At 65.2% G+C, this 24,112-nt stretch carries 30 protein-coding genes; 9 read left to right on the top strand and 21 right to left on the bottom strand.

Annotated elements, in window-relative coordinates; all coding sequences use genetic code 11:
• Window positions 1-66: 66 nt before the first annotated feature.
• The gene (locus I6F38_RS23400; RefSeq protein WP_026192799.1) at window positions 67-372 is read left to right on the top strand and encodes a hypothetical protein; all 306 of its coding nucleotides are present in this window, start codon (window positions 67-69) and stop codon (window positions 370-372) included.
• Between the two features lie 22 nt (window positions 373-394).
• Here I6F38_RS23400 and I6F38_RS23395 read toward each other — a convergent pair whose 3' ends face one another.
• The 3 genes from I6F38_RS23395 to I6F38_RS23385 form a co-directional block, all read right to left on the bottom strand.
• Window positions 395-1,030, bottom strand: coding sequence for a 2-dehydro-3-deoxy-6-phosphogalactonate aldolase (locus I6F38_RS23395; RefSeq protein ID WP_225161952.1), 636 nt, complete (start codon window positions 1,028-1,030; stop codon window positions 395-397).
• Between the two features lie 11 nt (window positions 1,031-1,041).
• Window positions 1,042-1,956 (bottom strand): 2-dehydro-3-deoxygalactonokinase, encoded by a 915-nt coding sequence (locus I6F38_RS23390; RefSeq protein ID WP_225161989.1) that lies wholly within the window; start codon window positions 1,954-1,956, stop codon window positions 1,042-1,044.
• Between the two features lie 140 nt (window positions 1,957-2,096).
• Window positions 2,097-2,312, bottom strand: coding sequence for a hypothetical protein (locus I6F38_RS23385; RefSeq protein WP_026192800.1), 216 nt, complete (start codon window positions 2,310-2,312; stop codon window positions 2,097-2,099).
• Between the two features lie 208 nt (window positions 2,313-2,520).
• Between I6F38_RS23385 and I6F38_RS23380 the strand changes: the two genes are divergently transcribed.
• Window positions 2,521-2,697: a hypothetical protein gene (locus tag I6F38_RS23380; RefSeq protein WP_166205288.1), complete on the top strand. Its 177-nt coding sequence runs from the start codon at window positions 2,521-2,523 to the stop codon at window positions 2,695-2,697.
• A 15-nt stretch (window positions 2,698-2,712) separates the two neighbouring features.
• On the opposite strand, the gene I6F38_RS23375 is transcribed toward I6F38_RS23380, so the two are convergent.
• Entirely contained in the window at window positions 2,713-2,982 is a 270-nt protein-coding gene (locus I6F38_RS23375) for a hypothetical protein (RefSeq protein ID WP_225161951.1), read from the bottom strand.
• 139 nt (window positions 2,983-3,121) lie between these two features.
• Entirely contained in the window at window positions 3,122-3,298 is a 177-nt protein-coding gene (locus tag I6F38_RS23370; protein WP_162832424.1) for a hypothetical protein, read from the bottom strand.
• 189 nt (window positions 3,299-3,487) lie between these two features.
• On the opposite strand from I6F38_RS23370, the gene I6F38_RS23365 reads away from it, so the two are divergent.
• Entirely contained in the window at window positions 3,488-3,712 is a 225-nt protein-coding gene (locus tag I6F38_RS23365) for a hypothetical protein (RefSeq protein WP_225161950.1), read from the top strand.
• Window positions 3,713-3,920: 208 nt separating this feature from the next.
• Window positions 3,921-4,277, top strand: a complete 357-nt coding sequence (locus I6F38_RS23360; protein WP_225161949.1) for a DUF6481 family protein — start codon at window positions 3,921-3,923, stop codon at window positions 4,275-4,277.
• A gap of 56 nt (window positions 4,278-4,333) precedes the next feature.
• Here the strand turns inward: I6F38_RS23360 and I6F38_RS23355 are convergent, their stop codons facing one another.
• Window positions 4,334-4,573, bottom strand: coding sequence for a pentapeptide MXKDX repeat protein (locus I6F38_RS23355; protein ID WP_038374884.1), 240 nt, complete (start codon window positions 4,571-4,573; stop codon window positions 4,334-4,336).
• Between the two features lie 349 nt (window positions 4,574-4,922).
• Here I6F38_RS23355 and dctP point away from each other — a divergent pair, with 349 nt between their 5' ends.
• From dctP to I6F38_RS23340, 3 genes are read left to right on the top strand one after another with little or no spacing between them, the layout of a single operon-like run.
• Window positions 4,923-5,945 (top strand): TRAP transporter substrate-binding protein DctP, encoded by a 1,023-nt coding sequence (gene dctP / locus I6F38_RS23350; protein ID WP_057016540.1) that lies wholly within the window; start codon window positions 4,923-4,925, stop codon window positions 5,943-5,945.
• The gene (locus I6F38_RS23345; RefSeq protein WP_016842495.1) at window positions 5,942-6,496 is read left to right on the top strand and encodes a TRAP transporter small permease; all 555 of its coding nucleotides are present in this window, start codon (window positions 5,942-5,944) and stop codon (window positions 6,494-6,496) included. Before dctP ends, I6F38_RS23345 begins: the two co-directional genes overlap by 4 nt.
• Window positions 6,493-7,851 (top strand): TRAP transporter large permease, encoded by a 1,359-nt coding sequence (locus tag I6F38_RS23340; protein ID WP_092083893.1) that lies wholly within the window; start codon window positions 6,493-6,495, stop codon window positions 7,849-7,851. Before I6F38_RS23345 ends, I6F38_RS23340 begins: the two co-directional genes overlap by 4 nt.
• Window positions 7,852-7,888: 37 nt before the next feature.
• Here I6F38_RS23340 and I6F38_RS23335 read toward each other — a convergent pair whose 3' ends face one another.
• Window positions 7,889-8,026, bottom strand: a complete 138-nt coding sequence (locus I6F38_RS23335) for a hypothetical protein (RefSeq protein WP_225161948.1) — start codon at window positions 8,024-8,026, stop codon at window positions 7,889-7,891.
• 81 nt (window positions 8,027-8,107) lie between these two features.
• Between I6F38_RS23335 and I6F38_RS23330 the strand changes: the two genes are divergently transcribed.
• Window positions 8,108-8,308, top strand: coding sequence for a hypothetical protein (locus tag I6F38_RS23330; protein WP_225161947.1), 201 nt, complete (start codon window positions 8,108-8,110; stop codon window positions 8,306-8,308).
• Between the two features lie 18 nt (window positions 8,309-8,326).
• Here the strand turns inward: I6F38_RS23330 and I6F38_RS23325 are convergent, their stop codons facing one another.
• Window positions 8,327-9,175, bottom strand: a complete 849-nt coding sequence (locus I6F38_RS23325; RefSeq protein ID WP_225161946.1) for an SMP-30/gluconolactonase/LRE family protein — start codon at window positions 9,173-9,175, stop codon at window positions 8,327-8,329.
• A 296-nt stretch (window positions 9,176-9,471) separates the two neighbouring features.
• On the opposite strand from I6F38_RS23325, the gene I6F38_RS23320 reads away from it, so the two are divergent.
• A complete protein-coding gene (locus I6F38_RS23320) occupies window positions 9,472-11,691 on the top strand; it encodes a lytic transglycosylase domain-containing protein (RefSeq protein WP_225161945.1) in 2,220 nt (739 codons plus the stop codon).
• Between the two features lie 50 nt (window positions 11,692-11,741).
• On the opposite strand, the gene I6F38_RS23315 is transcribed toward I6F38_RS23320, so the two are convergent.
• The 13 genes from I6F38_RS23315 to eno all read right to left on the bottom strand — a co-directional run bounded on the left by I6F38_RS23315 (window position 11,742) and on the right by eno (window position 24,031).
• On the bottom strand, window positions 11,742-12,710 hold the full coding sequence (locus I6F38_RS23315) for a tripartite tricarboxylate transporter substrate binding protein BugD (RefSeq protein WP_225161944.1): 969 nt from the start codon (window positions 12,708-12,710) through the stop codon (window positions 11,742-11,744).
• A 79-nt stretch (window positions 12,711-12,789) separates the two neighbouring features.
• Window positions 12,790-14,031, bottom strand: coding sequence for a threonine synthase (locus I6F38_RS23310; protein ID WP_225161943.1), 1,242 nt, complete (start codon window positions 14,029-14,031; stop codon window positions 12,790-12,792).
• A 180-nt stretch (window positions 14,032-14,211) separates the two neighbouring features.
• On the bottom strand, window positions 14,212-15,633 hold the full coding sequence (gene lpdA, locus I6F38_RS23305) for a dihydrolipoyl dehydrogenase (protein ID WP_225161942.1): 1,422 nt from the start codon (window positions 15,631-15,633) through the stop codon (window positions 14,212-14,214).
• 17 nt (window positions 15,634-15,650) lie between these two features.
• On the bottom strand, window positions 15,651-15,893 hold the full coding sequence (locus I6F38_RS23300) for a hypothetical protein (protein WP_225161941.1): 243 nt from the start codon (window positions 15,891-15,893) through the stop codon (window positions 15,651-15,653).
• Entirely contained in the window at window positions 15,894-16,070 is a 177-nt protein-coding gene (locus tag I6F38_RS23295) for a hypothetical protein (RefSeq protein WP_168858567.1), read from the bottom strand.
• Window positions 16,071-16,082: 12 nt separating this feature from the next.
• Window positions 16,083-17,453: a pyruvate dehydrogenase complex dihydrolipoamide acetyltransferase gene (locus tag I6F38_RS23290; RefSeq protein ID WP_225161940.1), complete on the bottom strand. Its 1,371-nt coding sequence runs from the start codon at window positions 17,451-17,453 to the stop codon at window positions 16,083-16,085.
• A 2-nt stretch (window positions 17,454-17,455) separates the two neighbouring features.
• Window positions 17,456-17,761 (bottom strand): DUF5076 domain-containing protein, encoded by a 306-nt coding sequence (locus I6F38_RS23285; RefSeq protein ID WP_018271806.1) that lies wholly within the window; start codon window positions 17,759-17,761, stop codon window positions 17,456-17,458.
• Between the two features lie 5 nt (window positions 17,762-17,766).
• The gene (locus tag I6F38_RS23280; protein ID WP_028334064.1) at window positions 17,767-19,161 is read right to left on the bottom strand and encodes a pyruvate dehydrogenase complex E1 component subunit beta; all 1,395 of its coding nucleotides are present in this window, start codon (window positions 19,159-19,161) and stop codon (window positions 17,767-17,769) included.
• Between the two features lie 45 nt (window positions 19,162-19,206).
• Window positions 19,207-20,226, bottom strand: coding sequence for a pyruvate dehydrogenase (acetyl-transferring) E1 component subunit alpha (gene pdhA / locus I6F38_RS23275; RefSeq protein ID WP_028339711.1), 1,020 nt, complete (start codon window positions 20,224-20,226; stop codon window positions 19,207-19,209).
• Between the two features lie 162 nt (window positions 20,227-20,388).
• Window positions 20,389-20,703: a septum formation initiator family protein gene (locus I6F38_RS23270; RefSeq protein WP_026192803.1), complete on the bottom strand. Its 315-nt coding sequence runs from the start codon at window positions 20,701-20,703 to the stop codon at window positions 20,389-20,391.
• A gap of 139 nt (window positions 20,704-20,842) precedes the next feature.
• Window positions 20,843-21,394 carry an NADPH-dependent FMN reductase gene (locus I6F38_RS23265; RefSeq protein ID WP_076825467.1) on the bottom strand — a complete coding sequence of 184 codons (552 nt, stop codon included), beginning with the start codon at window positions 21,392-21,394 and terminating at the stop codon, window positions 20,843-20,845.
• Between the two features lie 169 nt (window positions 21,395-21,563).
• Window positions 21,564-22,700 (bottom strand): zinc-binding dehydrogenase, encoded by a 1,137-nt coding sequence (locus tag I6F38_RS23260; protein WP_050384529.1) that lies wholly within the window; start codon window positions 22,698-22,700, stop codon window positions 21,564-21,566.
• Between the two features lie 47 nt (window positions 22,701-22,747).
• Window positions 22,748-24,031, bottom strand: coding sequence for a phosphopyruvate hydratase (eno, locus tag I6F38_RS23255; RefSeq protein ID WP_225161939.1), 1,284 nt, complete (start codon window positions 24,029-24,031; stop codon window positions 22,748-22,750).
• Between the last annotated feature and the right edge of the window lie 81 nt (window positions 24,032-24,112).

Raw genomic sequence — 24,112 nt, 5'->3', positions numbered from 1 at the left:
CGCCACAAGAATTTCGTCAGGAATGACCGTGTATGGAAGACGGGTCCAATGCCCGGAGAGCCCGTCATGCGGAACCTGAACACTGTCCTGAGCAAGCTGAACGACCGCCTGCTGCGGCTGGAGGGCGAACTGTTCGTGCTGCGATCGATCGCGCGCGCCGCCCTCACCGCCGGCGACGAGTCCGCCGTCCGCACCCGCAAGCTGCTCGAAGGCGCAAAGCTCGCGCTGTCAGACGAAGCCGAACGGCCGCTGGACGCCGCGACCGGGAAATACGTCGCGGCCGCGATCGCCATGGTCGAAGAGCTGCTTGAGAATCCGCGCGAGGCGGCCCCGCTGTTCAGGGTGATCGACGGCGGCAGGCGGGACGATTAGCGCGCTTGCCAAAGCACCGAGCCTAGCCGGCGCCCTGCACGGCCCTGTCATACGCCTCGATCGTCACCCTTGCCCTGACCACAATATCCGCACCCGTCATGCCCGGCTTGTAAAGGCTGCTGCCGAGACCGAAGGCGCGAATGCCCGCCTTCACATACTCGGCGAAATTCTGGTCCGAGACGCCGCCGACCGCGGCGATCGTCACATCCGGCGGCAGCACAGCGCGGATCGCGGTGATGCCGGCGGCACCGAGCACGCTGGCCGGAAAGAATTTCAGGCTCGATGCCCCCCCGCGCGCGGCGAGCAGCGCTTCCGTCGGCGAGAACACGCCGGGCATCGTGATCATCGCGTGATCCCGGGCACGCGCCAGCACCTCGACATCGACATTCGGCGACACCATGAGGCGGCCGCCGACGTCGTGCAGGCGATCGACGTCCGCTGCGGTCAGCACCGTGCCGGCGCCGATCAGAACATCGGCCGGCGCGCGCTTCGCCGCGATCTCGATCGAGCGGAACGGCTCGGGCGAGTTCAGCGGAATCTCGATCGCGGTCATGCCGGCGTCGAGCAGCGCGCTGACGATGCCCAGCACCTCGTCCGGTTTGACGCCGCGCAGGATCGCAACCAGCGGGCGCTTCATCGGAGGAAACGGAATACTCATGCGTTGATCCCTCACTTCTTCCAGATCGCCGCCGCTGCGCCGGCGAGGCCACGGCGAACCGCCTCCTCCGCATCCATGACATTGAGCGGAATCGAAAGGGCTTCGAGCGCCATCTGATAGAGCCGCTGCAACCGGCCCGAGGCAATCAGCGTAACCGGCGCTCCCTGCTTCCGTTCCACGAGGCCCGCCGCCAGCTCGACGCCGATCAAAGTGCCCGAGATCGTCTCACGCGCGGCCTGTGCGTTGCCGCCGAACAGCAGTTGCCGCGACCGCACGCGAAACAGCAGATTGGCCGCTAGCGCCGGCGCCGCGAAGGCCTCCGCGACGGCCGCGCGGAACGCATCGCCGTCAACCGCTTCCTCGGCGCCGCCGACGGCGTGCGACAGGATGGTGTCGCGCGCGACCGCGCTGAACAGCTCTCCGGTCATGAAGGTCGCAAAGCGCTCGACCGTTCCGCCGCGGACCCTGACCCATTTGGAATGCGTTCCCGGCATGCAGACGAGCGCCTCGCCCGGCGCATTCAAGCCGAGCGCCCCCAGCAGCTGGGTCTCCTCGCCTCGCATGACGTCCGGCGCGGCGGCATCACGCTGCGCGATCCCGGGCAGGATACGGATCTCGCGCGCCTGCCCGCTGACCACGACGGCGCCGTTGAGGATGTCCGTCAGATGCGCCGGCGTATCGATATAGCCGGCCTCGACCCAGCCCTGCCGCGCGCCCGCCATGCCGCAGATCACGACCGGCAGGTCGGCCGCCGCGCCCAGCGCATCGAGATGCGATTGCAGCACGGCCGCAAAGCCGGTCCTGGCTGCCGCGGTCATGCCTTCATCGCTGCGGCGCTCACCGAGCACCTTGCCACCGGCGCCCGTCAGCCAGAGCCGGAAGCTGCTGGTGCCCCAGTCGACCGCGACATAGGAAAGCCCGCTCATCGCGCCCTGTTCCACGCTCTCAGTGTCCCGCGCGCCGACGGCGCCGCTGCCAGACGCGATAAAGGCGATCATCGCGCCACGCAAGGCGGCTCGGTGGCGTGACGCCACGAGGCCTCGCTGGCATCGGACGCGCGGATCGATTACCGCGCGCCCTTCAGCGTGCAGGAGGTCGTGCAGGTCGTAACGTTGCCGCGGTCACATTTGATGCAGGCGTTGACGCACTGATCCATGACCTTGGGATTGTACTGACTGTAAAGATTGGCCGCACAGCTGTTGGTCGATCCCGTGACCTCCGGGTCGGACCAGCAACCGGACAGTAAAAATGCTGCGGCACTCAAAATGGCGACCTTGCGCATAAGGCCTCCTGGCACGCCGTATCCGAGTAATGTTGCAAGTAACCTTGATGGGTTAGGTTAAATTCCGGTTTCAATTGCGGCCTTATTCGGAAGCAGTATTGCTTATCCACCGGACATTTCCCCAAGGTCCGGGCCCACACCGGCAAGGCCGTCAGGCGACCCCGCCTGGCGGCTTTGTTGCCCAGCAATGCACAAGGAAACCAACAAGATGGCCCGAAAGCCGCGGTGGTCGTTCAAGGAGGACCGACGACTGATGGAACTGGCACGCTCCTCGAAGTCGCTGGAGGAGGTCGTGAAGGCGACCGGCCGCTCGCCGGAGCGGATCAAGAAGATGGCGATGCGCCTCGGCCTGTCGATCAAGCCGCGCAGTACCACCAAGAAATGACTTGAAATACGGCCGCTAGAGTTCTGGCGGACAATCGTCCTTCGCCCGCACCGGGATCGCTCTGACCTCGCCCTGCGGCTTGGCCTCAGCCTCCGCCTCGGTCCCCCTGGTGCAGGTGGTCAGCACGAAAGCAACCCGGCTGCATTGCCATTCCGGCCCGAGCGCCGCATTGGACACCGGCTCGGGCGACGCCAGTGTCAGGGACAGATACGCCACCAAAACGGCACCCGCCGCGCCTGCGGCAGCCAGCGCCGCGCCCTTTCCGGACCACAGCTTGGACATCATGGCCTTGGTTCCCGCCATCTCCAGGAGACGAGGCAGCCCGCCTGTCCGCGTGTGATCGGAATCACAACCGGGATCAAACAGTTCAGCCCGAGTCTTTGGGCTTGATGTGGGATCGATATTGCACTGCCGCAAGACGGGGTTAGCGCGCCGGCTCGATCACATTACAGTTGGTCCGGCCCGACATCAGGCAGTCCTGCATCTTGCTCGCCGCCGTCAGGTCATGCGCGAGCCAGAGGCCGACCGCGAGCATGACCGCCGCGACCAGCAGTCCGATCAGCGCGCCCCTTCTGCTGCCTCCGTCGTCGGATTCGCTCATGCCCGCTTCGGTTCCCGATTGCCACGGTCCGCATCATGACCCTTTGCATGGTTGCGTGCGATCAATTCTGCAACAGTCGCACAACGAAATGCACGGCCGCGGCCGTCGGCACCGCAATTCCGTTGCGCGCCAGGGGCGACTCGCGAAAGACTACTCGCTGAAGTGGAGCGCGTGTGCAGGGGCGTGCCGATGAGCGAACAAGAAGCAACGACGTACGACTATCAGCGTTACAGGCAGTTGCTCTCGGAGGCTGTCGATGAGAGCAGCAGGCAGCGGCTGATCAGCCTCCTGATCGTCGAAAAGGCGCGCGACAGGCTGGAAGCCCAGCGCGCCTCGGACCGGAGCGCGATGACCGCCGAGACGGTCGCCAAAGTCTTGGGTAACGGACGACGCGAGCACCTCCAGCGCGGCTGAACTTTTCAACAGCCCTTGTTCAACAGCCCTTGGTGACCAGCCACTCACCACGCGTCCGCGGAGCGAACGATGGCCGCTTGACGCTGGCTCATATCTCCCTTGCTCCACAGCCCTCCGTTCACCACTGGCAATTTCGTCGCCATTCACTTATTGAAACGCCGAACCAACCCCATCCATCACCCGAACAGAAAGCAGCAAGGCTTCCTCTATGAGTGGCTTCAAGGAACCGGGTTTTGCCGACCGCCAGAAAGCGGCCCTGCAGGCGCGGCAAAACCTCCTCAACAAGTTTCGCGCCCAGCCGGGAGCTGACGATCCCGCTGTGAAGGCACGTGCCGAGGAGCGCGCGGCGATCGCCGAACGCCGCACCAAGGCCAAGGAGGCCCGTGAGGCCGAAAAGGCCGAGCAGAAGCGCCGCGAGGAAGAGGCCGCCGCCGCCGACGCCGCCCGCATTGCGCGCGAGAAGGAAGAGGAAGCCGCCCGCGAGGAGGCGCTGCTCGCCGAGCAGAAGGCCAAGCGCGATGCCCGCTACGCGGCACGCAAGGAGCGCGGCAAGAAGAAGCGCTAAGGCGCAACCAGGCCCGCCAGAGCGGCGGGCCTGCGGACAGCGGGCGATGACGGCAGTCAGTTCTTCTTCATGCCGTCGTCTTTCTTCATCATCGCGCCGCCGTCCTTCTTCATGGCGTCGTCCTTCTTCATCATGCCACCGTCCTTCTTCATGGCATCCTTGGACATCGTGTCTTCCTTCTTCATCGCGTCATCCTTGCCCATCTTGTCTTGAGCGAAGGCGGCGGGCGCCAGCGCCAGGCTGAACGAGAGCAGCGCGGCGGAAAGGCCGAGGCGGGTCTTGGTGGTCATGGTGATGATCCCTTGTGTGGTCGAATGTGAGCGCGACGACTTGCCGCTCTCTACTCGACGCACTTGCGCCGGCCGTCGTTACCTCCAATAACAAATTCTTGAAGCGACGCGGCGCGATCACCGACGGATGGTCGCGCGACGGTTGAATAGCCATGGGCCGGCGCCGGCTGTGTGCGCCGCAGCAACGGCAAGGCTTGAATGTCAGGACTTGAACGTCAGGACTTGCAGCCCCGTATCGGCTCGCACTATCAGGGCGCCTCGAACTATCAAACTAGAGAATATTCACGCGAAGACCGGCTAAGCTAAAGCTCCGCGCCGGCCTAACAGCCACTCAAGAAGCTCTCAGGGGAGAACCATGCTCACACGCCGCCACGTCCTCGCTTCCGCCCTTGCCGCACCCGCCGTCCTGCGGATGGGCATCGGGACCGCGCATGCCGCGACCACGCTGAAGATCTCCCACCAGTTCCCCGGCGGTACCATCGACAAGGGCGACTTCCGCGACCGGCTGTGCAGGATGTTCGCGGCCGAGGTCGCCAAGCGCTCGGGCGGTGAGCTGACCGCCGAGGTCTACCCGAACTCGTCGCTGATCAAGACCAACGCGCAGTTCTCGGCGATGCGCAAGGGCGCGCTCGACCTCAGCCTGTATCCGATGCCCTATGCCGGCGGCGAATTGCCGGAGACCAATATCGGCCTGATGCCGGGCCTCGTCACCACCTACGATCAGGGCCTGCGCTGGAAGAAGGAGCCGGTCGGCAAGGCCTTGAGCGACTTCCTCGCCGACAAGGGCATTCTGCTGATCTCCTGGGTCTGGCAGGCCGGCGGCGTCGCCAGCCGCTCCAGGGCGATCGTGGCGCCTGAAGATGCCAAGGGCCTCAAGGTGCGCGGCGGCTCGCGCGAGATGGACATGGTGCTGCAGACCGCCGGCGCCGCCGTGCTGTCGGTGCCGTCGAACGAGCTCTACGCCGCGATGCAGACCGGCGCCTGCGACGCCGGCATCACCTCCTCCACCAGCCTGATCTCGTTCCGCCTCGAGGAGGTCGCGAAGTCGCTGACCTCGGGCGCCGGCGCCTCCTACTGGTTCATGCTGGAGCCGTTGATGATGTCGAAGGCGATCTTCGACAAGCTGCCGAAGAACCAGCAGGACATCATCCTCGCCGTCGGCACCGAGCTCGAGGCGTTCGGCCGCAAGGGGGCGCAGGACGACGATACCGAAGTCGCCAAGGTCTATGAGAAGGCCGGCGCCAAGGTCAGCGCGCTCGATGCAACCATTGTCGGCAAGTGGCGCGACATCGCGCGCGATACCGCGTGGAAGGACTATGGCGCCAAGACCGCCACCGCCGCCAACCTTTTGAAGCTCGCAAGCGACGTCGCCGCATGATGCATGGTCCGGTCGCGGATCAGGCCGAAACCGCAAGCATCGCCGCGGGCAACACGCCCGTGGCCTTGCTTGGGCGCGCGCTGTCCATCTGCAACAACATCATCGTGGTGTTCGCCGCGCTCGCTCTGGTCGCGGCCTGCGTGATCCTGAGCTACAGCGTGCTCGGCCGCGCCCTGTTCCACAGCCCGAACTATTGGCAGGACGAGGCGGCCGTCTTCCTCCTGGTCGGCGCCACCTTCATGACCTCGGCCTATGTGCAGAGCCAGCGCGGCCATGTCAGCATCGAGGCGTTCGTCGGGCTGCTCTCGGCGCGCGCCAACGCCATCAGGCTGTGGCTGGTCGATGTCGCGAGCTTCGCGTTCTGCGCCTTCTTCGCCTGGAAGTCCTGGACCCTGGCACATGAAGCCTATGTCGACGGCCAGGTGTCCAACTCGATGTGGTCGCCGCCGCTCGCCATCCCCTACGTGCTGATGGCGCTGGGCATGACGCTGCTCTGCGTGCAGATCCTCCTGCAAATCATCATTCCGCTGACGGGTGGCGCGCGCCGATGACCGTGTTTGGTATTGGTATCTCCTACGGACTTGCCACCCTGTTTGCGATGTTCTCCGGCATGCCGATCGCGTTCGCGCTCGGTGCGGTCGCGGTCGTGTTCATGGCGATCTTCATGCCGGCGGCCTCGCTCGATACGGTGACGCAGAACGTCTACGAGGAGATGGCCTCGATCACGCTGCTGTCGATCCCGCTGTTCATCCTGAAGGGCGCGGCGATCGGCAAATCGCGCGCCGGCCAGGATCTCTATTCGGCGCTGCACGCCTGGCTGCACCGCGTGCCCGGCGGCCTCGGCGTCGCCAATGTGTTCGCCTGCGCCCTGTTCGCGGCGATGGCCGGCTCCTCGCCCGCGACCTGCTCGGCGATCGGTTCGGCCGGCATTCCGGAGATGCGCAAGCGCGGCTATTCCGGCGGCTTTGCCGCGGGGATCATCGCCGCCGGCGGCACGCTCGGCATCCTGCTGCCGCCCTCGATCACGATGATCCTGTTCGCCGTCGCAGCCGAGAAATCGCTGGGACGGCTGTTTCTCGCCGGCATCGGTCCCGGCCTGCTGCTGGTGACGCTGTTCGGCCTCTACGCCGTGTTCCGCTTCCGCAAGGAATACGCCATGGCCCGCGCCGTCTATGACGCGACCGGCAAGGACGCGGCGATCCTGCAGCATGACGAATTCACCATGGCCGAGCGCTTCAGCGCACTGCCGCGCGTGATCCCGTTCGTGCTGCTGCTGACCGGCGTGATGATCGCGCTCTATGGCGGCTACGCCACGCCATCGGAAACCGCCGGCCTCGGCGGCCTCCTGGCGCTCGGGCTGATCGCCGTGATCTACAGCGTTTGGACGCCCAGCGACCTGTCGCCGATCCTGAAATCGACCATCCGCGAGTCCACCATGCTGATGCTGATCATCGGCATGTCACTGCTCTATTCCTATGTGATGAGCTACCTGCACATCTCGCAGTCGGCGGCGGAGGCGATCGTCGCCATGCACCTGCCGCGCTGGGAGCTGTTGTTTGCGATCCTCGTGATGGTGATCGTGCTCGGCTTCTTCCTGCCGCCGGTCTCGATCATCCTGATGACCGCGCCGATCATCCTGCCGCCGCTGCGCGCAGCCGAGTTCGACATCATCTGGTTCGGCGTCGTCATGACCATCGTGATGGAGATGGGCCTGATCCATCCGCCGGTCGGCCTCAACATCTTCGTCATCCGCAACGTCGCGCCCGACATCCCGCTGAGCGAGGTGATCTGGGGCACGCTGCCATTCGTGCTGCTGATGATGTTCGCAGTGCTGTTGCTCTGCTTCTTTCCGGAGATCTCGACCTGGCTGCCGAATCTGATCATGGGGCCGGACGGCGGGCGCTAGACCGTTGTCGCGCAGAGGAACGCGGCAGACCGTAGTTTCAGGCGGCCTCCTGCTCCCGAGCCGCCAGCGCCTTCTCGATCCGGCGGACCAGCAACGCCGTCGGATGCCCCTCGCGCTGCAGCCGGCGGAGCTCGTTCCACAGCCTGATGATTTCGCGGTCTCGCTCGTCGTCCATGGCAGCATCTCTCCCGGAGCGCGCCAATATGAACGAAACAAGAACGAAACTCAAGGCCCCGAGATCAAGACGCAGTCGCTCGTGCAGGAACCAGAGCGACGCGGCGCGATTGGTTCCTTCATGAAAATGGCCAAGGCAATTCGCAGGCAGGCGCAGACCGCAGAGCGGGTTGCATTGACGACGGCCGACGCACTTGTCGCCAACCAGATGCGCTCCCTCGCCCGCGCCTTCAGGAGTCAGGCCGATATCCTGAAGAGGAAAGAGAAGAAAAAGAAGAAGTGAGACGCGCCTGCGGTCGGGTCAGGGATAGCCATCACCCGGCGAGTCGACCTCGACCACATCGATCCGCGACGCGGACCTGCCCTTGCGTAGCTCCTCGTAGGACGTCTCCGCGCTCAGGCAGAACAGCGTCCTGCGGTCCGCGCCTCCGAGCGCGCAGGCAAGCGCGCGGCCGCCGGACACCGTGATGCGCTCGCGTTCCACACCGGTGCAATCGATCCGGACAAAAGCATCTTCCGTGAAGGACGCGACCCAGGTCGCCCCGTCGGCATCGAGGCAGATGCCGTCGGGATCGTTGATGCTGCCGAACCGCCCGCGCAGGCTCAGGCCGCCGTCCGGCGCGATGTCGTATTCGGCGAGACCGGCGCCATCCATTTCGGCAACGACGAGTCGGCGATGGTCGGAGGAGACGGCAATGCCGTTGGGAAACCGCAAGCCTTCAGCAACGACGCGCGCACTGCCATCGGCCGTCACGAGGATGATCCGGCCGACCGCACCGCGGCGCTCCGGCGGCGGCAGGTTGAAGCCGAGATCGCCGACATAGGCGCGTCCCTGCCCGTCGATGATCATGTCGTCGATCGTGCCGGTCGCGACCTCGGAGAGATCGGCATAGAGCGACAGCGCTCCATCGGAAAACCGCAGCAGCCGCTTCCTGAACATCGTCAGCACGACGATGTCGCCATCAGGCAGTACGCCGAGACCACACGGCGTGTCGTCGGTCAGCGCAGCATGCTCCTGCAACTCGCCCGACGAGCTGATGCTCAGAAGCGCCCGCGCCATGCAATCGACGAACCAGAGCCGCCCGCGATGCCATCGCGGGCCTTCGAAATAGCGGCCGCCGTCGAGGATCGTTCTGAGGCGAGCCGTCATGACGCACCGGCTCGAGAAAAGTGATGTGGCAGTGACATCGGCAGCCCCCACGTGCGCTCGCTACGACGATACAACTCACGCGGAACCGGTCAAAGCACGGTGCTGCCCGCCATTTTCGTCCGTGAAAACCCCGGTTCCCGCGGGTTCCACACGCCATATTCCATATTTTGCCGCGTTTTCCCTGTTGAGTTGCAGCTGCATTAAGACTCGAGAATCGAGGGTAGTGATAATCTGCGGCGGTTGTGCCGTATGACGCGTTCTGTTGTGCCTCATGGTTTCTCAGGGGGGACCAGGGAATGAACCGTTGCCTACGCCCGCTGGCGTGCTTCGCCACCGCTGCCGCGCTCGCGCTGCTTCCGGTCCAGGCGACCGCCAAGCCGCATCACCAGCACCAGGCCAAAAGCGGCCACGGGGACAAGAAGGCGCATGGCGGCAAGGCCGCGCGTGAGAGTGCCTCCGGCAAGCGGCGGCACGCCAGACATGGCGCCGACAAACGTAAATCCGCGAAGGCCAAATCCGATCCTTCCAAATCCGCTGAGAAGGCGCCCGAGCCGGAGAAGCCCGCAGGGCCGCAATTGTCGGGCGATCTCGCCACGATCAGGGATGCGATCCTCGCCGCACGCAGAGGCAAGACCAGTGATGCGACCGACATCCAGGCCAGGATCACCGACCCGGTCGGGCGAAAACTCGTCGAGTGGTATCTGCTGCGCCACTCGGAATCGAGCGCGCCGTTCAGCCGCTATGCAGCATTCGTGACGGCCAATCCGGATTGGCCAAGCGTCACGCTGTTGCGCAAGCGCGCCGAAGCGCGGATCTGGCAGGAGCGCAGCGATCCGGCCACGGTGCACGGCTTCACCCTCGATCAGCCGATCAGCGGCAAGGGCAAGTTCGCGCTCGCCCGCACGCTGCTGGCCGAAGGCGACCGCGACGGCGCCACCCGGCTGGTGCGCGAAGCCTGGCGCTCGGAGGAGCTGTCCGATCGCACCGAGAGCGACGCCTATGATGCGTTCAAGGACCTGCTGACGCGCGACGACCATCGCGCGCGCATGGACAAGCGGATCGGCGCCAAGGATCTCGCCGGCGCGAGGCGCGCGGCGCAGCGGCTCGGCAGCGACGATCTGGCGATCGTGAAAGCCTGCAGCGCGGTCCGCGGACAATCCAGCAAGGCAGAGGACACGCTCAACGATGTGCCGGCCGATGCCCGCCGCGATCTCGGCTACACGCTGTGCCGAATTCAGTGGCTGCTTGCGAAGAACAAGGTCGACGAAGCCGCGCGCGTGACGATCGCGGCTGAGCCCGAGACGATGGCGCAACAGGACACCGACCAGTGGTGGCGCGAGCGCCGCATCCTGTCCCGCAAGCTGCTCGACCAGGGCGAGTACCAGGCGGCCTATGACGTGATCCGGCCCGCGGCGGCGCCGGACAATCCTTATTACCGCTCCGACATGCACTTCATGCGCGGCTGGATCGCGCTGCGTTATCTCAACGACGCCAACACCGCCGCGGCGCACTTCGCGCATATCGACGAGGGCCAGACCAACCCGACCGTGCTGGCGCGCGCCGCCTATTGGCGTGGCCGCGCCGCCGAGGCTCTCGGCAATTCCGCGGCGATGCGGGCCGACTACCAGGCCGCCGCGCGCTACCCGACGGCCTATTACGGTCAGCTCGCGCTGGCCAAGCTCGGCCGTGATGGTGGCGTCGAGCTGCGCGCGCCCTCGCCGGCCGCCAGCGCCGGCAGCATGGCGGCCGACGAGCGGGTCCGCGCCGCCGATATGCTCTATGCGATCGGCGAGCCCGATGTCGTGCTCTATTTCGCCGCCGACCTCGCCGAGGAAAGCACCGATGTCGGGATGCTCGAGGCGCTCGGCGAGCTGACCGGCCGGCGCAACGATGCCCGCGCCATGCTGCAGATCGGCAAGATCGCGCTCGCGCGCGGCTTTGCCTTCGACCATTACGCTTTCCCGGTGATCGGCATTCCCAAGCACACGCCGATCGCCCCCGATATCGGGCGCAGCATGACCTACTCGATCGCGCGTACCGAAAGCGCGTTCGACCAGCGCGACAAGTCGGCGGCCAACGCCGTCGGCCTGATGCAGGTGACGCCGGAGGCCGGTCGTGACACCGCCAAGCGCTTCGGCGTCAGCTATGACTGGAGCCGGATGGTGTCCGATCCCGTCTACAACACCCAGATGGGCGCAGCCGAGCTCAGCGCCTTGCTGTCGGAATATCGCAACTGCCACATCATGACCTTTGCCGGGTACAACGCCGGCCGCGGCCGCGTTCGCGACTGGATCAAGGCCTACGGCGACCCGCGCGATCCCAAGGTCGATCCGGTCGACTGGGTGGAGCGGATCCCGATCTCCGAGACGCGCAACTACGTGCAGCGCGTGATGGAGAATTTCGCGGTCTACCAGGCGCGGTTCGAGGATGCCGACACGGCAGTGGCCAAGAACGGCGAGCGCGTCGTGACGCAGGAGAGCAACGCAGCGCCGGCCGAGGCAATGCCGTCGCAATAACTTCGTCCCGGCCTAGTGCGCAATTGCGCACGGGGCCGGGACGACAAGTCTCAATCCACCTTCACGTTGGCGGCCTTGATCATCGGCCACCACTTTGCGATTTCCGCCTTCTGCCAGGTGCCAAGTGCATCCGGCGTGAGCTGATCCTTCGGCGGCATCTGCAAGCCCAAATTCTCGAGCTGCTTCTGCACGGCCGGATCGGCCATCGCCTCGACCGCAGCGGCGTTGAGCTTAGCCACGATCTCCTTCGGGGTACCCTTCGGCACCCAGAGGCCGGACCACAGCGTCATGTGGAAGCCCGGCAGGCCGGCCTCGTCGACCGTCGGAACGTCAGGCGCATTCGCGACCCGCTTGGAATCGGTGACCGCATAGGCGCGGATATTGCCGGCGCGGACCTGGTTGATCGAGTTCGACGTCTGGTCGACGATGATGTCGATCTGGCCGGCGACGAGGTCGTTCAGCGCCGGGCCGGTGCCGCGATACGGTACATATTGCAGCTTGATGCCGGAGACGTTCTCGAAATAGAGCCCGGCGATATGGCTGCCGCTGCCGGCGCCGGCGGTGCCCGCGGTCGGCGGCGCCGGCCGCGACTTCAGCCACTCCAGCAACTCCTTCAGCGATTTCGCCGGCACGGCGTTCTTGCTGACGATGATCATCGGGTTGCTCGGCAGCAGCACCACCGGCTCGAGATCGGTGACGAGGTCGTAGCCGAGCTTGTAGATCGCGCCGTTCGCGACATGGGTGCCGAGATGGCCGAACGAGATGGTATAGCCGTCGGGCGCCGAGCGCACCGCGCGGCCAACGCCGATCGAGCCGCCCGCTCCAGTCACGTTCTCGATCAGCAGCACCTCACCGAGCGACTGCTTCATTCGTTCGCCGAGGATGCGCGCCATCGCATCCGAGGGGCCGCCGGCAGCAAACGGCACCACGATGGTGATCGGGCGCGCGGGATAGGTTTCCGCGGAAGCGGTCCCCGTCAACGCCAACATCGCCAACACGGCCAGAACCAGCTTCCGCATCACGCTCTCCCTCAATTTTCTTGTTTCCAATTATTTTTGAAGGGCCACCTCTCGACAAGATGGCCCTTCGGATGAGGCGTCAGAACTGCGAGAAGTCGATCGGCTTGTGCCGGTCGAGCGTACGGGTGATCGGAGGCAGCGGGTATTTCAGGCCGCTGGCGCAATTGAACAGCATCACGCGGTCGGTCTTGCTGACGCGGCCGTCGGCGAGGCTCTCTTTGTAGGCGGCATAAGTCGCGGCGCCTTCGGGGCACAGCAACAGCCCCTCCTCGCGCGCGACCTCGTTGAGGGCGGCGCTGATCTTGTCGTCGTCGACGGCGATCGCAAAGCCCTTGCTCTCGCGCACCGCACGCAGGATGAGGAAGTCGCCGATCGCCTGCGGCACGCGGATGCCCGAGGCGATGGTGTGGGCGTCCTCCCAGCGCGCGGCGTGTTCGGTGCCGGCCTCATAGGCCAGCACCATCGGCGCGCAGCCGGAGGCCTGCACCGCGACCATGCGCGGGCGCTTGCTTCCGATGAAGCCGATCTTCTCGAGCTCGTCGAACGCCTTCCACATGCCGATCAGGCCGGTGCCGCCGCCGGTCGGGTAGAAGATCACGTCGGGCACGTCCCAGCCGAGCTGCTCGGCAAGCTCGAGGCCCATCGTCTTCTTGCCCTCGATCCGGTACGGCTCCTTCAGGGTCGAGGTGTCGAACCAGCCGATTTTCGCCTTGCCCTCGCCGACGATCTTGCCGCAGTCATCGATATAGCCGTTGACGCGATAGACGGTGGCGCCCTGCAGCTCGATCTCGCTGACATTCACCTCCGGCGTATCGGCCGGGCAGAAGATCGTGGTCTTGATGCCGCAGGAGGTCGCATAGGCCGCCAGCGCCGCGCCGGCATTGCCGTTGGTCGGCATAGCCATGTGCTTGATGCCGAGCGCCTTGCCCATCGACACCGCCATCACCAGGCCGCGTGCCTTGAACGAGCCGGTCGGCAGCCGCCCCTCGTCCTTGACGATGATCTCGCCACCACCAAGCCTGGCGCCGAGCCGCGGCAGCCGGATCAGCGGCGTCGTGACTTCGCCGAGCGAGACGATGTCCTGGCATTTGCGCACCGGCAGCAGCTCGCGGTAGCGCCACAGATCGGCGGGACGCTGCGCCAGGGCGTCCTTCGTCAGCGCCTTCTTCACCCCGGCAAGGTCGTAGCGCACCAGCAGCGGCTTGCCGGCCTTGGAGAGGTTGTGCACCTGGTCGGCGGGATAATGATCGCCCTCCATCGCGCATTCGAGATGGGTGACGAAAGTCGGGCGTTCGATGGTGAGGTTGTCGTTGTCTTTCACGAGATGCGCTCTTTCTTTTTTCTTTGCGAATTCGTTTTGTCGGACCCGTCACCCTGAGGAGGCCGCGCAGCGGCCGTCTCGAAGGGCGACGAGCCCCGCTGCTCGATCCGGGCCGTGCATCCTTCGAGACGCGCTCCGCGCTCCTCAGGATGACGGGACCGTGGCCGCCGTCCGCGTGCCTCAGATATTCAGCACGCGCCCATAGGCGTCGAGCACGGCTTCCTTCATCATCTCCGACAAGGTCGGATGCGGGAATACGGTGTGTATCAATTCCTCTTCCGTGGTCTCCAGATTCATCGCCACGACGTAGCCCTGGATCAGCTCGGTGACCTCGGCGCCGATCATGTGGGCGCCGAGCAGCTGGCCGGTCTTCTTGTCGAAGATCACCTTGACGAGGCCCTGGTCCTCGCCGAGCGCGATCGCCTTGCCGTTGCCGACGAACGGGAAGCGGCCGACCCGGATCTCGCGGCCGTCTTCCTTGGCCTTGGCCTCGGTGAGGCCGACGGAGGCGACCTGCGGATTGCAGTAGGTGCAGCCCGGGATCATCAGCTTGTCCATCGGATGCGGATGCAGGCCCTTGATCGCCTCAATGCAGATCACGCCTTCATGCTCGGCCTTGTGCGCGAGCATCGGCGGTCCCGCGACGTCGCCGATCGCATAGATGCCGGGAACGTTGGTCTTGCCGAGGCCGTCGATCACGATGCAGCCGCGATCGGTTTCGACGCCAAGCTTCTCCAGCCCGAGATTCTCGATATTGCCGACCACGCCGACCGCCGAAATCACGCGCTCGAACTCCACCGCTTGCGGCTTCTCCTTGCCGTCGTCGATGGTCGCAACCACGCTGTCGGCCTTCTTCTCGAGCTTTGTCACCTTGGTCGAGGTGAGTATCTTGATCCCCATCTTCTCAAACCGCTTGCGGGCGAGCCCTGCGATTTCCGCATCCTCGACCGGGAGAATCTGCGGCAGCACCTCGACCACGGTGACGTCGGCGCCCATGGTGTGGAAGAACGAGGCGAACTCGATGCCGATCGCGCCGGAGCCGACCACCAGCAGCGACTTCGGCATCCGCTCCGGCACCATCGCCTCGAAATAGGTCCAGATCAGCTTCTTGTCGGGCTCGAGCCCGGGCAGCACGCGCGGCCGCGCGCCGGTCGCCACGATGATGTGCTTGGCCTGATAGCTGCCCTCGCCGCTGGCGCCCTTCGGCGCCTCGGCCGCCGACTTCTTCACCGTGATCTTGCCGGGCGAGTCGATCGTGGCCTCTCCCCAGATCACCGTGACCTTGTTCTTCTTCATCAGGAAGCCGACGCCGTCATTGAGGCGCTTCGAGACGCCGCGCGAGCGCTGCACCACCGCCTTCGGATCGAACGAGACATTGTCGGCCGACAACCCGTAATCCTTGGCGTGCTGCATGTAGTGATAGATCTCGGCGGAGCGCAGCAGCGCCTTGGTCGGGATGCAGCCCCAGTTCAGGCAGATGCCGCCGAGATAGGATTTCTCGACGATCGCGGTCTTGAAACCGAGCTGCGCGGCGCGGATCGCGGTCACGTAGCCGCCGGGGCCGGAGCCGATGATGATGACGTCAAAGGATGTGTCGGCCATGGCGGCTCCCGTTCAACTCAACGTGTGACGCCGCGGGCGCGGCTTCTTGCGATCAATGACCTGACCAGCCATTCGAGCCCGATCACCACGGCCATGATGGCCAGGGCCGTCAGCACGATCGGCTGGGCGATGTTCCGCGCCAGCTGCTCGCCGGCGAAGAACGCGGAGTGTAGAAGATCCAATCCGACCGGATTGAGCACCAGTGCGGCCGACAGCAACAGCGAGATCCAGGGCCAGCGCGTGCGAGCCGTGCCGGCCATTCATCCGTACTCCCGCCATACCGCACCGAGGAACACGGACCACGCCAGCGCCAGCACCGCGGCGCCGATCATCATGATCCTGAACTGGATCGTCGATATCAGGTCGCGGTTGACCGCGACGAGCAACGCGACGGCGATAGCGGCGAGCAGGACGTACGGACCGACGATCGCGTACATGGCGGATGCCCGTCACACCATCATCATCACAGGGTTTTCGATCAGCTGCTTGAAGGCACCGATCAGCTCGGCGCCGAGCGCGCCGTCGATCGCACGGTGATCGCACGACAACGTCACGCTCATCATGTGCGCGATCTCGATCTTGCCGCCGCGCACCACCGGACGTTCCTCCGAGGTGCCGACCGCGAGGATCGAGGCATGCGGCGGGTTGATCACGGCGGTGAAGTGGTTGATGCCGTACATGCCGAGGTTGGAGACCGCGGTGGTGCCGCCCTGATATTCCTCCGGCTTCAGCTTGCGGGCCCGGGCGCGCGCGGCAAAATCCTTCATCTCGTTGGAGATGGTCGAGAGCGTCTTGGTCTCGGCCTTCCGGATGATCGGCGTGATCAGGCCGCCCGGCATCGCCACCGCGACGCCGACGTCGGAATGCTTGTGCTTGAGCATGCCGCCTTCGGTCCAGCTGACGTTGCAGTTTGGGATCTTCTGCAGCGCGACCGCCATCGCCTTGATGACGAAGTCGTTGACCGAGATCTTGTAGAGCGGCTTCTTCTCCTTGTCCTTCGGCGCTGCGGCGTTGATCTCCTCGCGCGCGGCGAGCAGCTTGCCGATGTCGCAGTCGATGGTGAGGTAGAAGTGCGGGACGTTCTGCACCGAGGCGGTGAGACGCTGCGCGATGGTGCGGCGCATGCCGTCATGCGGCACCACCTCGTAGGAGCCCGGCTCGAACAGCGCGAGGATCTGCTTGTCCGACATTGACGGCGCGATGCTCGGTCCCGCGGCGGGCGCTGCCGCCGGCGCCTTCAGGCCCTTGCCGGACTTGGCCTCGTCGACGTCGCGCGCGATGACCCGGCCATGCGGGCCGGTGCCGGTGATGCGGGTAAGATCGATGCCGGCTTCCTTTGCCAGCCGGCGCGCCAGGGGCGATGAGAACACCCGGGCGTGGCCGTTAGCCTGCGCGGCCGGTGCAGCAGCCTGAGGCGCCGCTGCCGGCGCTGGCGCTGCGGCCGGCTTCGGCGCAGGCGCCGCCGCCGGTGCGGGAGCCGCCGCAGGCGCGGCCTGGGTAGCGGGCTTCGGCGCCTCGGCGGGTTTCGCGGCCGGTGCGGCGCCCGCTCCGGCGCTGGCCGCCGCCTTCACATCCTCGCCGTCGCCGGCCATGACCGCGATGACGTCGTTGACCGGCACGTCCTGGGTGCCCTCGGGCACCAGGATCTTGGCGATCGTGCCTTCATCGACCGCCTCGACTTCCATCGTCGCCTTGTCGGTCTCGATCTCCGCGATCACGTCGCCGGACTTGACCTTGTCGCCCTCTTTCTTGAGCCACTTGGCGAGGTTGCCCTTTTCCATCGTCGGCGACAGCGCGGGCATGAGAATATTGATCGGCATTGTCAGTGACCTTGTTGCGACCGCGGTTTGGTTTGGCCCATGTCGGTCGGCCGGGCGATTTCGGCTTCGAACATCTCGACGATGCGCGCGAGCGCCTCGTCCTCGGTGTATTCGCTCTCGCGCGCATAGGCGCGCGCGGCGTGACGGGCGATGTCGACCAGCATGAGCCCCCACATGTCCGGCTCCTCGAAAGCGCGCTGGAACGCGATCGACAGGCCGCCATCGACGACGAAGGCGCGCAGCACCTCGATGGCGTCGTCGCGGCCCATCACGTCAGGCGGCAGCGGCTGCTCCTTGGGACCGGCCATCGGCGTTACCGGTAGGATACGGCCTTGGCGGCGGCGACCACCTCGGCGACGGAGGGCAGAGCGAGCTTTTCGAGGTTGGCGGCATAGGGCATCGGCACATCCTTGCCGGAGACGCGCGCCACCGGCGCGTCGAGATAGTCGAAGGCGTGCTCCATGATGCGCGCGGCGACCTCGGAGCCGACGCCGCTCTGCTGCCAGCCCTCCTCAACCGTCACCGCGCGGCCGGTCTTCTTCACCGAGTTGATGATGGTCTCGGTGTCCATCGGACGGATGGTGCGCAGATCGACGACCTCGGCCTCGATGCCTTCCTTGGCGAGTTCGTCGGCAGCCTTCAGCGCATAGGACATGCCCATCGCCCAGGAGACGATGGTGACGTCCTTGCCGGCGCGGGCAATCCGCGCCTTGCCGATCGGCACCACGAAATCAGCCAGCTTCGGCACCTCGCCGGTGTGGCCGTACAATACCTCGTTCTCGAGGAAGATCACCGGATTGGGATCGCGGATCGCGGCCTTGAGCAGGCCCTTGTAATCGGCGGCCGAATACGGCGCGATCACCTTGAGGCCCGGGATCTGCGAGTACCACGCCGCATAGTCCTGGCTGTGCTGCGCGGCGACGCGCGCAGCGGCGCCGTTCGGGCCGCGGAACACGATCGAGCATCCCATCTGGCCGCCGGACATATAGAGCGTCTTGGCGGCGGAGTTGATGATCTGGTCGATGGCCTGCATGGCGAAGTTGAAGGTCATGAATTCGACGATCGGCTTCAAGCCAGCCATCGCCGCGCCGACGCCGACGCCGGCAAAGCCGTGCTCGGTGATCGGCGTGTCGATCACGCGGCGGGCGCCGAATTCCTGCAACAGGCCCTGCGTCACCTTGTAGGCGCCCTGATATTCCGCGACCTCCTCGCCCATGATGAAGACGTCGCCGTCGCGGCGCATCTCCTCGGCCATCGCATCGCGCAGCGCCTCGCGAATGGTCTGCGTGACCATCTCGGTCCCCGCGGGGATTTCCGGATCTGGCAGCGGCTCGGTCGCGGGCGCGGCCGGCGCCTTCGCCGCGGGCTGCGGCGCTTCCGCCTTGGCTTCGGCCGGCGCGGCCTCGGCGGCCTTCGGCTGCGGCGCTGGAGCCGCCGGCGCCTTGGCGAGGTCGGCGGCGCTCTCGCCGTCGACGAGAATGGTGGCGATCGGTGTGTTCACCGCAACGTCCGCGGTGCCTTCCGGAATCAGGATCTTGCCGAGCGTGCCCTCGTCGGTTGCCTCGACCTCCATCGTCGCCTTGTCGGTCTCGATCTCGGCGATGACGTCACCGGACTTGATGGTCTCGCCTTCCTTTTTCAGCCATTTGGCGAGGTTGCCCTTCTCCATGGTGGGCGACAGCGCAGGCATCAGCACTTGAATGGGCATATCGGCTCCCGAAATCGGTCTTGAAATTCGTCTGCGCGGGTGGGGTCAGCGGTAGATGTCGGTGTAGAGCTCGGCCGGATCCGGCTCCGGATCGTGCTGCGCGAAGTCTGCGGCCGCGTTGACGATCTCGCGCACCTGGGCGTCGATCGCCTTCAGGTCCTGCTCGCTGGCGCCCGAGGCCAGCAAGCGGTTGCGCACCTGCTCGATCGGGTCCTGGTCGTGACGCACCTTCTCGACCTCCTCGCGCGTGCGGTACTTGGCCGGATCGGACATCGAGTGGCCGCGGTAGCGGTAGGTCTGCATCTCCAGAATCATCGGACCGTTGCCGCCGCGGCACCAGGCCACGGCCTCATCGGCGGCGGCCTTGACGGCGCGCACGTCCATGCCGTCGACCTGCTTGCCCGGAATGTTGAAGGAGGCGCCGCGCTTGGAGAAATCCTGCTGGGCCGATGCGCGCGACACCGAGGTGCCCATCGCATAGCGGTTGTTCTCGATGACGTAGATCACCGGCAGCTTCCACAGCTCCGCCATGTTGAAGCTTTCATAGACCTGGCCCTGGTTGGCTGCGCCGTCGCCGAAATAGGTCACGCTGACGTTATCGTTGCCGCGATAGCGGTTGGCGAACGCAAGGCCGGTGCCGAGCGAGACCTGCGCGCCCACGATCCCGTGACCGCCGTAGAAATGCTTCTCCTTGCTGAACATGTGCATGGAGCCGCCCTTGCCGCGGGAATAGCCGCCGCGGCGTCCGGTCAATTCGGCCATCACGCCCTTGGCTTCCATGTCGCAGGCCAGCATGTGGCCGTGGTCCCGGTAGCCGGTTATGACCTCGTCGCCCGGCTTCAGCGCCATCTGCATGCCGACCACGACCGCTTCCTGGCCGATATAGAGATGGCAGAACCCGCCGATCGCACCCATGCCGTAGAGTTGACCGGCCTTCTCCTCGAAGCGCCGGATCAGGAGCATGTCCCGCAGTGCCTTGAGCTCCTGCTCCTTGGTGAATTCGGGGGGAGAGCCGGCCTTCTCCTGCCCTGATTCTTTTGCGACGCTTTTCTTGGGTGCGGCCATGGCAATTCCGGGTGAGAGAAGTCGGAGAACCCTCTCTAACCCAACTCAAATCGCCTTGGAAGGATTGCGTTCGCCCGATGGAATTTTGCTATGCCGCACTGCAGCGCAGCGCGACATTTTTGTGATAGCGCGCGAATGATTTTGAAATTTGAGAACGCGTCGTCAGTACTTGTTGATCCGAACGAGATCACGCGGATTGGCGTAGTCGAGCTGGAAGCGCGCACGCTCGTCCAGCATGTCGGGATCGACCCGGTCCGACCGCAACAGCGACACCCGCTGCTCGCCCTCGGCCCGCTCCTTCTTCAGCCGCGCCAGCTCGGAGGTCAGGGCGATGATCTCCTGATCGAGCTCTTGCCGCGCGTTCAAGCCGTATTTGCCGGTGTAGGCGTTGACGCCGAAATAGCCGACCATCAGCGCCGCCAGCGTATAGAGGGCGAGCCCGGTCAGAATCGATTTGAGGCGTGTGCGGGAAACCATGGCCGCGAGCATGCGGCCATGGGGTTAACGAACGCTGAACCAGAGCGTTTTCGAGCGAAGTGGATACCGGTTCGCGTGAGGAAAACGCGCCAAAACAAGTTCAGAGCCCGTTCCGATTCAATCGGAACGGGGCTCTTGCTCAGCGGTTCTGCTTTTCGATAAAGGCCGCGAAGGCGTCGAGATACTGCTGCAGCACACCCTTGAGCGACTCCTTGGTCAGTTCGCCGTTGTCGTCGAAGGCATCGCCGACGCCGTTGAGATAGGCTTCCGGCTGACCGAGGATCGGGCCGGAAATGCCCGGCAGGATGTTCTGCAGGTGCTTCACCGCGCTGACGCCGCCGAGCGGTCCGGGCGAATTGCCGATGATGCCGACCGGCTTGCCGATGAACGAGCTCTTGCCGTAGGGCCGCGAGGCGACGTCGATGGCGTTCTTCAGCACGCCCGGGATCGAGCGGTTGTATTCGGGGGTCACGAACAGCACGCCGTTCGACTTCTGCAGCTTCTCGCGGAAGGCAAGCCAGTCCGCCGGCGGCGCGGCCTCGAGGTCCTGGTTGAAGAAGGAAATTTCCTGAAGCGTCGTCACATCGAGCTTCAGCGACGCCGGTGCAAGCTTGGCCAGCGCATTGGCGATCTTGAGCGAGAAGCTCTGTTTGCGAATGCTGCCGACGATGGTGACGATGTTATAGGCCATAGCAAATTCCCCTCGGATTGCGGTGAAACTGGTGGCCATCACCTACCGGCGCACCAAGAAAGATGCAAGTGCATGGATCGTCCAATTCCGGAAACGCAGCGTTTCGCCGAATTGGTCTATGCAAAGCAAAAAAGGCCGCGCCATCGGGACGGCCCTTGCGTTTCGATCCTCAGCCCTTGTTCGGGTTGATCAGGAATTTCTCGCCGGTCGCGCGCTTGTTGTAGACGGCGATATTGTCGAGCTGCAGGGTCTCCTGCAACGAGACCACCTTGGTGTAGTGACTGGCGAAAGTCGTCTTCAGTTCGGCCACCACGCGCTGGCGCAGCTTGTTGCCGGCCTCCGGACCAATCTTCATCAGGAACGGGAACAGCAGCCAGCCGCCGACGCCCCAGGCCATGCCGAAGCCGCGCGGCAATTCGATCGAGCGGGTGTCGAGGCTGCCATAGACATAGACCTGCTTGTGCACATTCGAGCCGTAGCGGCTATAGGCCTTGGCGGTCTTGTTGATCGCGGTCTCCATCGCGACCAGGATCTGGCCCGCGAGCTTGCCGCCGCCGATCGCATCGAAGGCGATGGTGGCGCCGGTTTCGACCAGCGCGCCGGTGAGCTTGTCCATGAAATCGGGCGCGGAGGAATCGACGACATGTTTGGCGCCGATCTTGTGCAGGATGTCGGCCTGCTCCTTGTTGCGCACGATGTTGACAAGGCCGATGCCGTCCTTGAGACAGATCTTGTTGAGCATCTGGCCGAGATTGGACGCCGCCGCGGTGTGCACCAGCGCCTTGTGCCCCTCGCGCCGCATCGTCTCGGTCATGCCAAGCGCGGTCAGCGGATTGACGAAGCAGGATGCGCCTTCCGCCGGCGTGGTGCCGTCGGGCAGCGGCAGGCATTCGTTGACGCGCAGCGTGCGGTATTGCGCATACATCGCGCCACCGATCATCGCGACCGTGCGGCCCATCAGCGCTTTCGCCGCATCCGATGAACCGGTCCTGATCACGACGCCGGCACCTTCATTGCCGACCGGCATGGACTCATCGAGCCGTGCGGCGAGGCCCGGCAATGCCGCTTCCGGCACGCGCGCAGTCACCACAGGCAATTCCTTGCTGCCGGAGACCTTGGCGGCCGACATGTCGGCCGGGCCGATCAACAGACCGAGATCGGACGGATTGATCGGGGTCGCCTCGACCCGGACCACGACCTCGTCGGGGCCGGGCTCGGGGGTCGGGACATTGACCAGCGATATCTCGAGCTCGCCATTCTTCTTGAGCAGCGAACGCAGCTGCAGACCGCTCTTGCCGTCGCTCATCCCGAGCTCCCTTTTGCGTTTTGTTGGATCCCGTTCAAGCTGGGGCGCTACGCCAGCGCCTTCAAGGCCGCCCTGCCCGCGTATTTCGCCTGGGTGCCGAGCTGTTGCTCGATGCGCAGCAGCTGGTTGTACTTGGCGGTACGGTCGGAGCGCGCCAGCGAGCCGGTCTTGATCTGCCCGCAATTGGTGGCGACCGCAAGATCGGCGATCGTGGAATCCTCGGTCTCGCCGGAGCGGTGCGACATCACGGCGGTGTAGCCGGCCTTATAGGCCATCTCGATCGCCGCAAGCGTCTCGGTCAGCGTGCCGATCTGGTTGACCTTGACCAGGATCGAATTGGCGCGGCCGTTCTTGATGCCGTCGGCAAGCCGGGTGACGTTGGTGACGAACAGATCGTCACCGACCAGCTGGCACTTCTTGCCGATCGCATCCGTCAGCTCCTTCCAGCCGTCCATGTCGTCCTCCGACATGCCGTCCTCGATGGTGACGATCGGATAGCGGCCGACGAGATCGGCGAGATACTTCACCTGCTCGGAGCGCGAGCGGGTCTTGTTCTCGCCGCCATAGACGTAGGAGCCTTCCTTGAAGAATTCGGTGGAGGCGCAGTCGAGGCCGAGCACGACGTCGTCGCCCGCCTTGTAGCCGGCCTTGCCGATCGCGTTCATGACGAATTCGAGCGCGGCGTCGGCCGACGGCAGGTTCGGCGCGAAGCCGCCCTCATCGCCGACATTGGTGTTGTGGCCGGCCTTCTTCAGTTCGCCGCGCAGCGTGTGGAAGATTTCCGAACCGCAACGTAGCGCCTCGGCGAACGACGCGGCGCCGACCGGCAGGATCATGAATTCCTGGAAGTCGATCGGGTTGTCGGCATGCACGCCGCCATTGATGATGTTCATCATCGGCACCGGCAGCGTCCGCGCCGAGGTGCCGCCGACATAACGATAGAGCGGCATGTCGAAGGATTCGGCGGCGGCCTTGGCGCAGGCCAGCGAGACGCCGAGGATGGCGTTGGCCCCGAGCCGGCTCTTGTTCGGCGTCCCGTCGAGCTCGATCATGATCTGGTCGATCGCGACCTGCTCCTCGACCGCCTGGTCGCTGAGCGCCTCGAAGATCTCGCCGTTGACGGCGGCGACCGCCTTCTCGACGCCCTTGCCGAGATAGCGCGCCTTGTTGCCGTCGCGCAGTTCCACCGCCTCATGCGCGCCGGTGGAGGCGCCCGACGGCACGGCCGCGCGACCGATTGACCCATCCTCCAGCACCACATCGACCTCGACCGTGGGGTTGCCGCGGCTATCAAGGATTTCGCGGCCGATGATGTCGACGATGTCAGTCATGACGTGCTCTTTCTCGATATTGGGTTGGCTGATGCGCCGCGTCATACACGGCGCGCAAGCAAATGTGAACGGCCCGCCCGC

This window comes from Bradyrhizobium sp. BRP56 (assembly GCF_020194035.1).
Taxonomy (GTDB): Bacteria; Pseudomonadota; Alphaproteobacteria; order Rhizobiales; family Xanthobacteraceae; genus Bradyrhizobium; species Bradyrhizobium australafricanum.
The sequence above is the reverse complement of the archived record's forward strand: the minus strand, read 5'-3'. Positions and strand labels throughout refer to the sequence as shown.

What these genes read in the sequence shown, in the direction of transcription:
- I6F38_RS23400 (WP_026192799.1), top strand. Translation starts at nt 67, where the DNA reads ATGCGGAACCTGAACACTGTCCTGAGCAAGCTGAACGACCGCCTGCTG.
- I6F38_RS23395 (WP_225161952.1), bottom strand. Translation starts at nt 1,030, where the DNA reads ATGAGTATTCCGTTTCCTCCGATGAAGCGCCCGCTGGTTGCGATCCTG.
- I6F38_RS23390 (WP_225161989.1), bottom strand. Translation starts at nt 1,956, where the DNA reads ATGAGCGGGCTTTCCTATGTCGCGGTCGACTGGGGCACCAGCAGCTTC.
- I6F38_RS23385 (WP_026192800.1), bottom strand. Translation starts at nt 2,312, where the DNA reads ATGCGCAAGGTCGCCATTTTGAGTGCCGCAGCATTTTTACTGTCCGGT.
- I6F38_RS23380 (WP_166205288.1), top strand. Translation starts at nt 2,521, where the DNA reads ATGGCCCGAAAGCCGCGGTGGTCGTTCAAGGAGGACCGACGACTGATG.
- I6F38_RS23375 (WP_225161951.1), bottom strand. Translation starts at nt 2,982, where the DNA reads ATGATGTCCAAGCTGTGGTCCGGAAAGGGCGCGGCGCTGGCTGCCGCA.
- I6F38_RS23370 (WP_162832424.1), bottom strand. Translation starts at nt 3,298, where the DNA reads ATGAGCGAATCCGACGACGGAGGCAGCAGAAGGGGCGCGCTGATCGGA.
- I6F38_RS23365 (WP_225161950.1), top strand. Translation starts at nt 3,488, where the DNA reads ATGAGCGAACAAGAAGCAACGACGTACGACTATCAGCGTTACAGGCAG.
- I6F38_RS23360 (WP_225161949.1), top strand. Translation starts at nt 3,921, where the DNA reads ATGAGTGGCTTCAAGGAACCGGGTTTTGCCGACCGCCAGAAAGCGGCC.
- dctP (WP_057016540.1), top strand. Translation starts at nt 4,923, where the DNA reads ATGCTCACACGCCGCCACGTCCTCGCTTCCGCCCTTGCCGCACCCGCC.
- I6F38_RS23345 (WP_016842495.1), top strand. Translation starts at nt 5,942, where the DNA reads ATGATGCATGGTCCGGTCGCGGATCAGGCCGAAACCGCAAGCATCGCC.
- I6F38_RS23340 (WP_092083893.1), top strand. Translation starts at nt 6,493, where the DNA reads ATGACCGTGTTTGGTATTGGTATCTCCTACGGACTTGCCACCCTGTTT.
- I6F38_RS23335 (WP_225161948.1), bottom strand. Translation starts at nt 8,026, where the DNA reads ATGGACGACGAGCGAGACCGCGAAATCATCAGGCTGTGGAACGAGCTC.
- I6F38_RS23325 (WP_225161946.1), bottom strand. Translation starts at nt 9,175, where the DNA reads ATGACGGCTCGCCTCAGAACGATCCTCGACGGCGGCCGCTATTTCGAA.
- I6F38_RS23320 (WP_225161945.1), top strand. Translation starts at nt 9,472, where the DNA reads ATGAACCGTTGCCTACGCCCGCTGGCGTGCTTCGCCACCGCTGCCGCG.
- I6F38_RS23315 (WP_225161944.1), bottom strand. Translation starts at nt 12,710, where the DNA reads ATGCGGAAGCTGGTTCTGGCCGTGTTGGCGATGTTGGCGTTGACGGGG.
- lpdA (WP_225161942.1), bottom strand. Translation starts at nt 15,633, where the DNA reads ATGGCCGACACATCCTTTGACGTCATCATCATCGGCTCCGGCCCCGGC.
- I6F38_RS23300 (WP_225161941.1), bottom strand. Translation starts at nt 15,893, where the DNA reads ATGGCCGGCACGGCTCGCACGCGCTGGCCCTGGATCTCGCTGTTGCTG.
- I6F38_RS23295 (WP_168858567.1), bottom strand. Translation starts at nt 16,070, where the DNA reads ATGTACGCGATCGTCGGTCCGTACGTCCTGCTCGCCGCTATCGCCGTC.
- I6F38_RS23290 (WP_225161940.1), bottom strand. Translation starts at nt 17,453, where the DNA reads ATGCCGATCAATATTCTCATGCCCGCGCTGTCGCCGACGATGGAAAAG.
- I6F38_RS23285 (WP_018271806.1), bottom strand. Translation starts at nt 17,761, where the DNA reads ATGGCCGGTCCCAAGGAGCAGCCGCTGCCGCCTGACGTGATGGGCCGC.
- I6F38_RS23280 (WP_028334064.1), bottom strand. Translation starts at nt 19,161, where the DNA reads ATGCCCATTCAAGTGCTGATGCCTGCGCTGTCGCCCACCATGGAGAAG.
- pdhA (WP_028339711.1), bottom strand. Translation starts at nt 20,226, where the DNA reads ATGGCCGCACCCAAGAAAAGCGTCGCAAAAGAATCAGGGCAGGAGAAG.
- I6F38_RS23270 (WP_026192803.1), bottom strand. Translation starts at nt 20,703, where the DNA reads ATGGTTTCCCGCACACGCCTCAAATCGATTCTGACCGGGCTCGCCCTC.
- I6F38_RS23265 (WP_076825467.1), bottom strand. Translation starts at nt 21,394, where the DNA reads ATGGCCTATAACATCGTCACCATCGTCGGCAGCATTCGCAAACAGAGC.
- I6F38_RS23260 (WP_050384529.1), bottom strand. Translation starts at nt 22,700, where the DNA reads ATGAGCGACGGCAAGAGCGGTCTGCAGCTGCGTTCGCTGCTCAAGAAG.
- eno (WP_225161939.1), bottom strand. Translation starts at nt 24,031, where the DNA reads ATGACTGACATCGTCGACATCATCGGCCGCGAAATCCTTGATAGCCGC.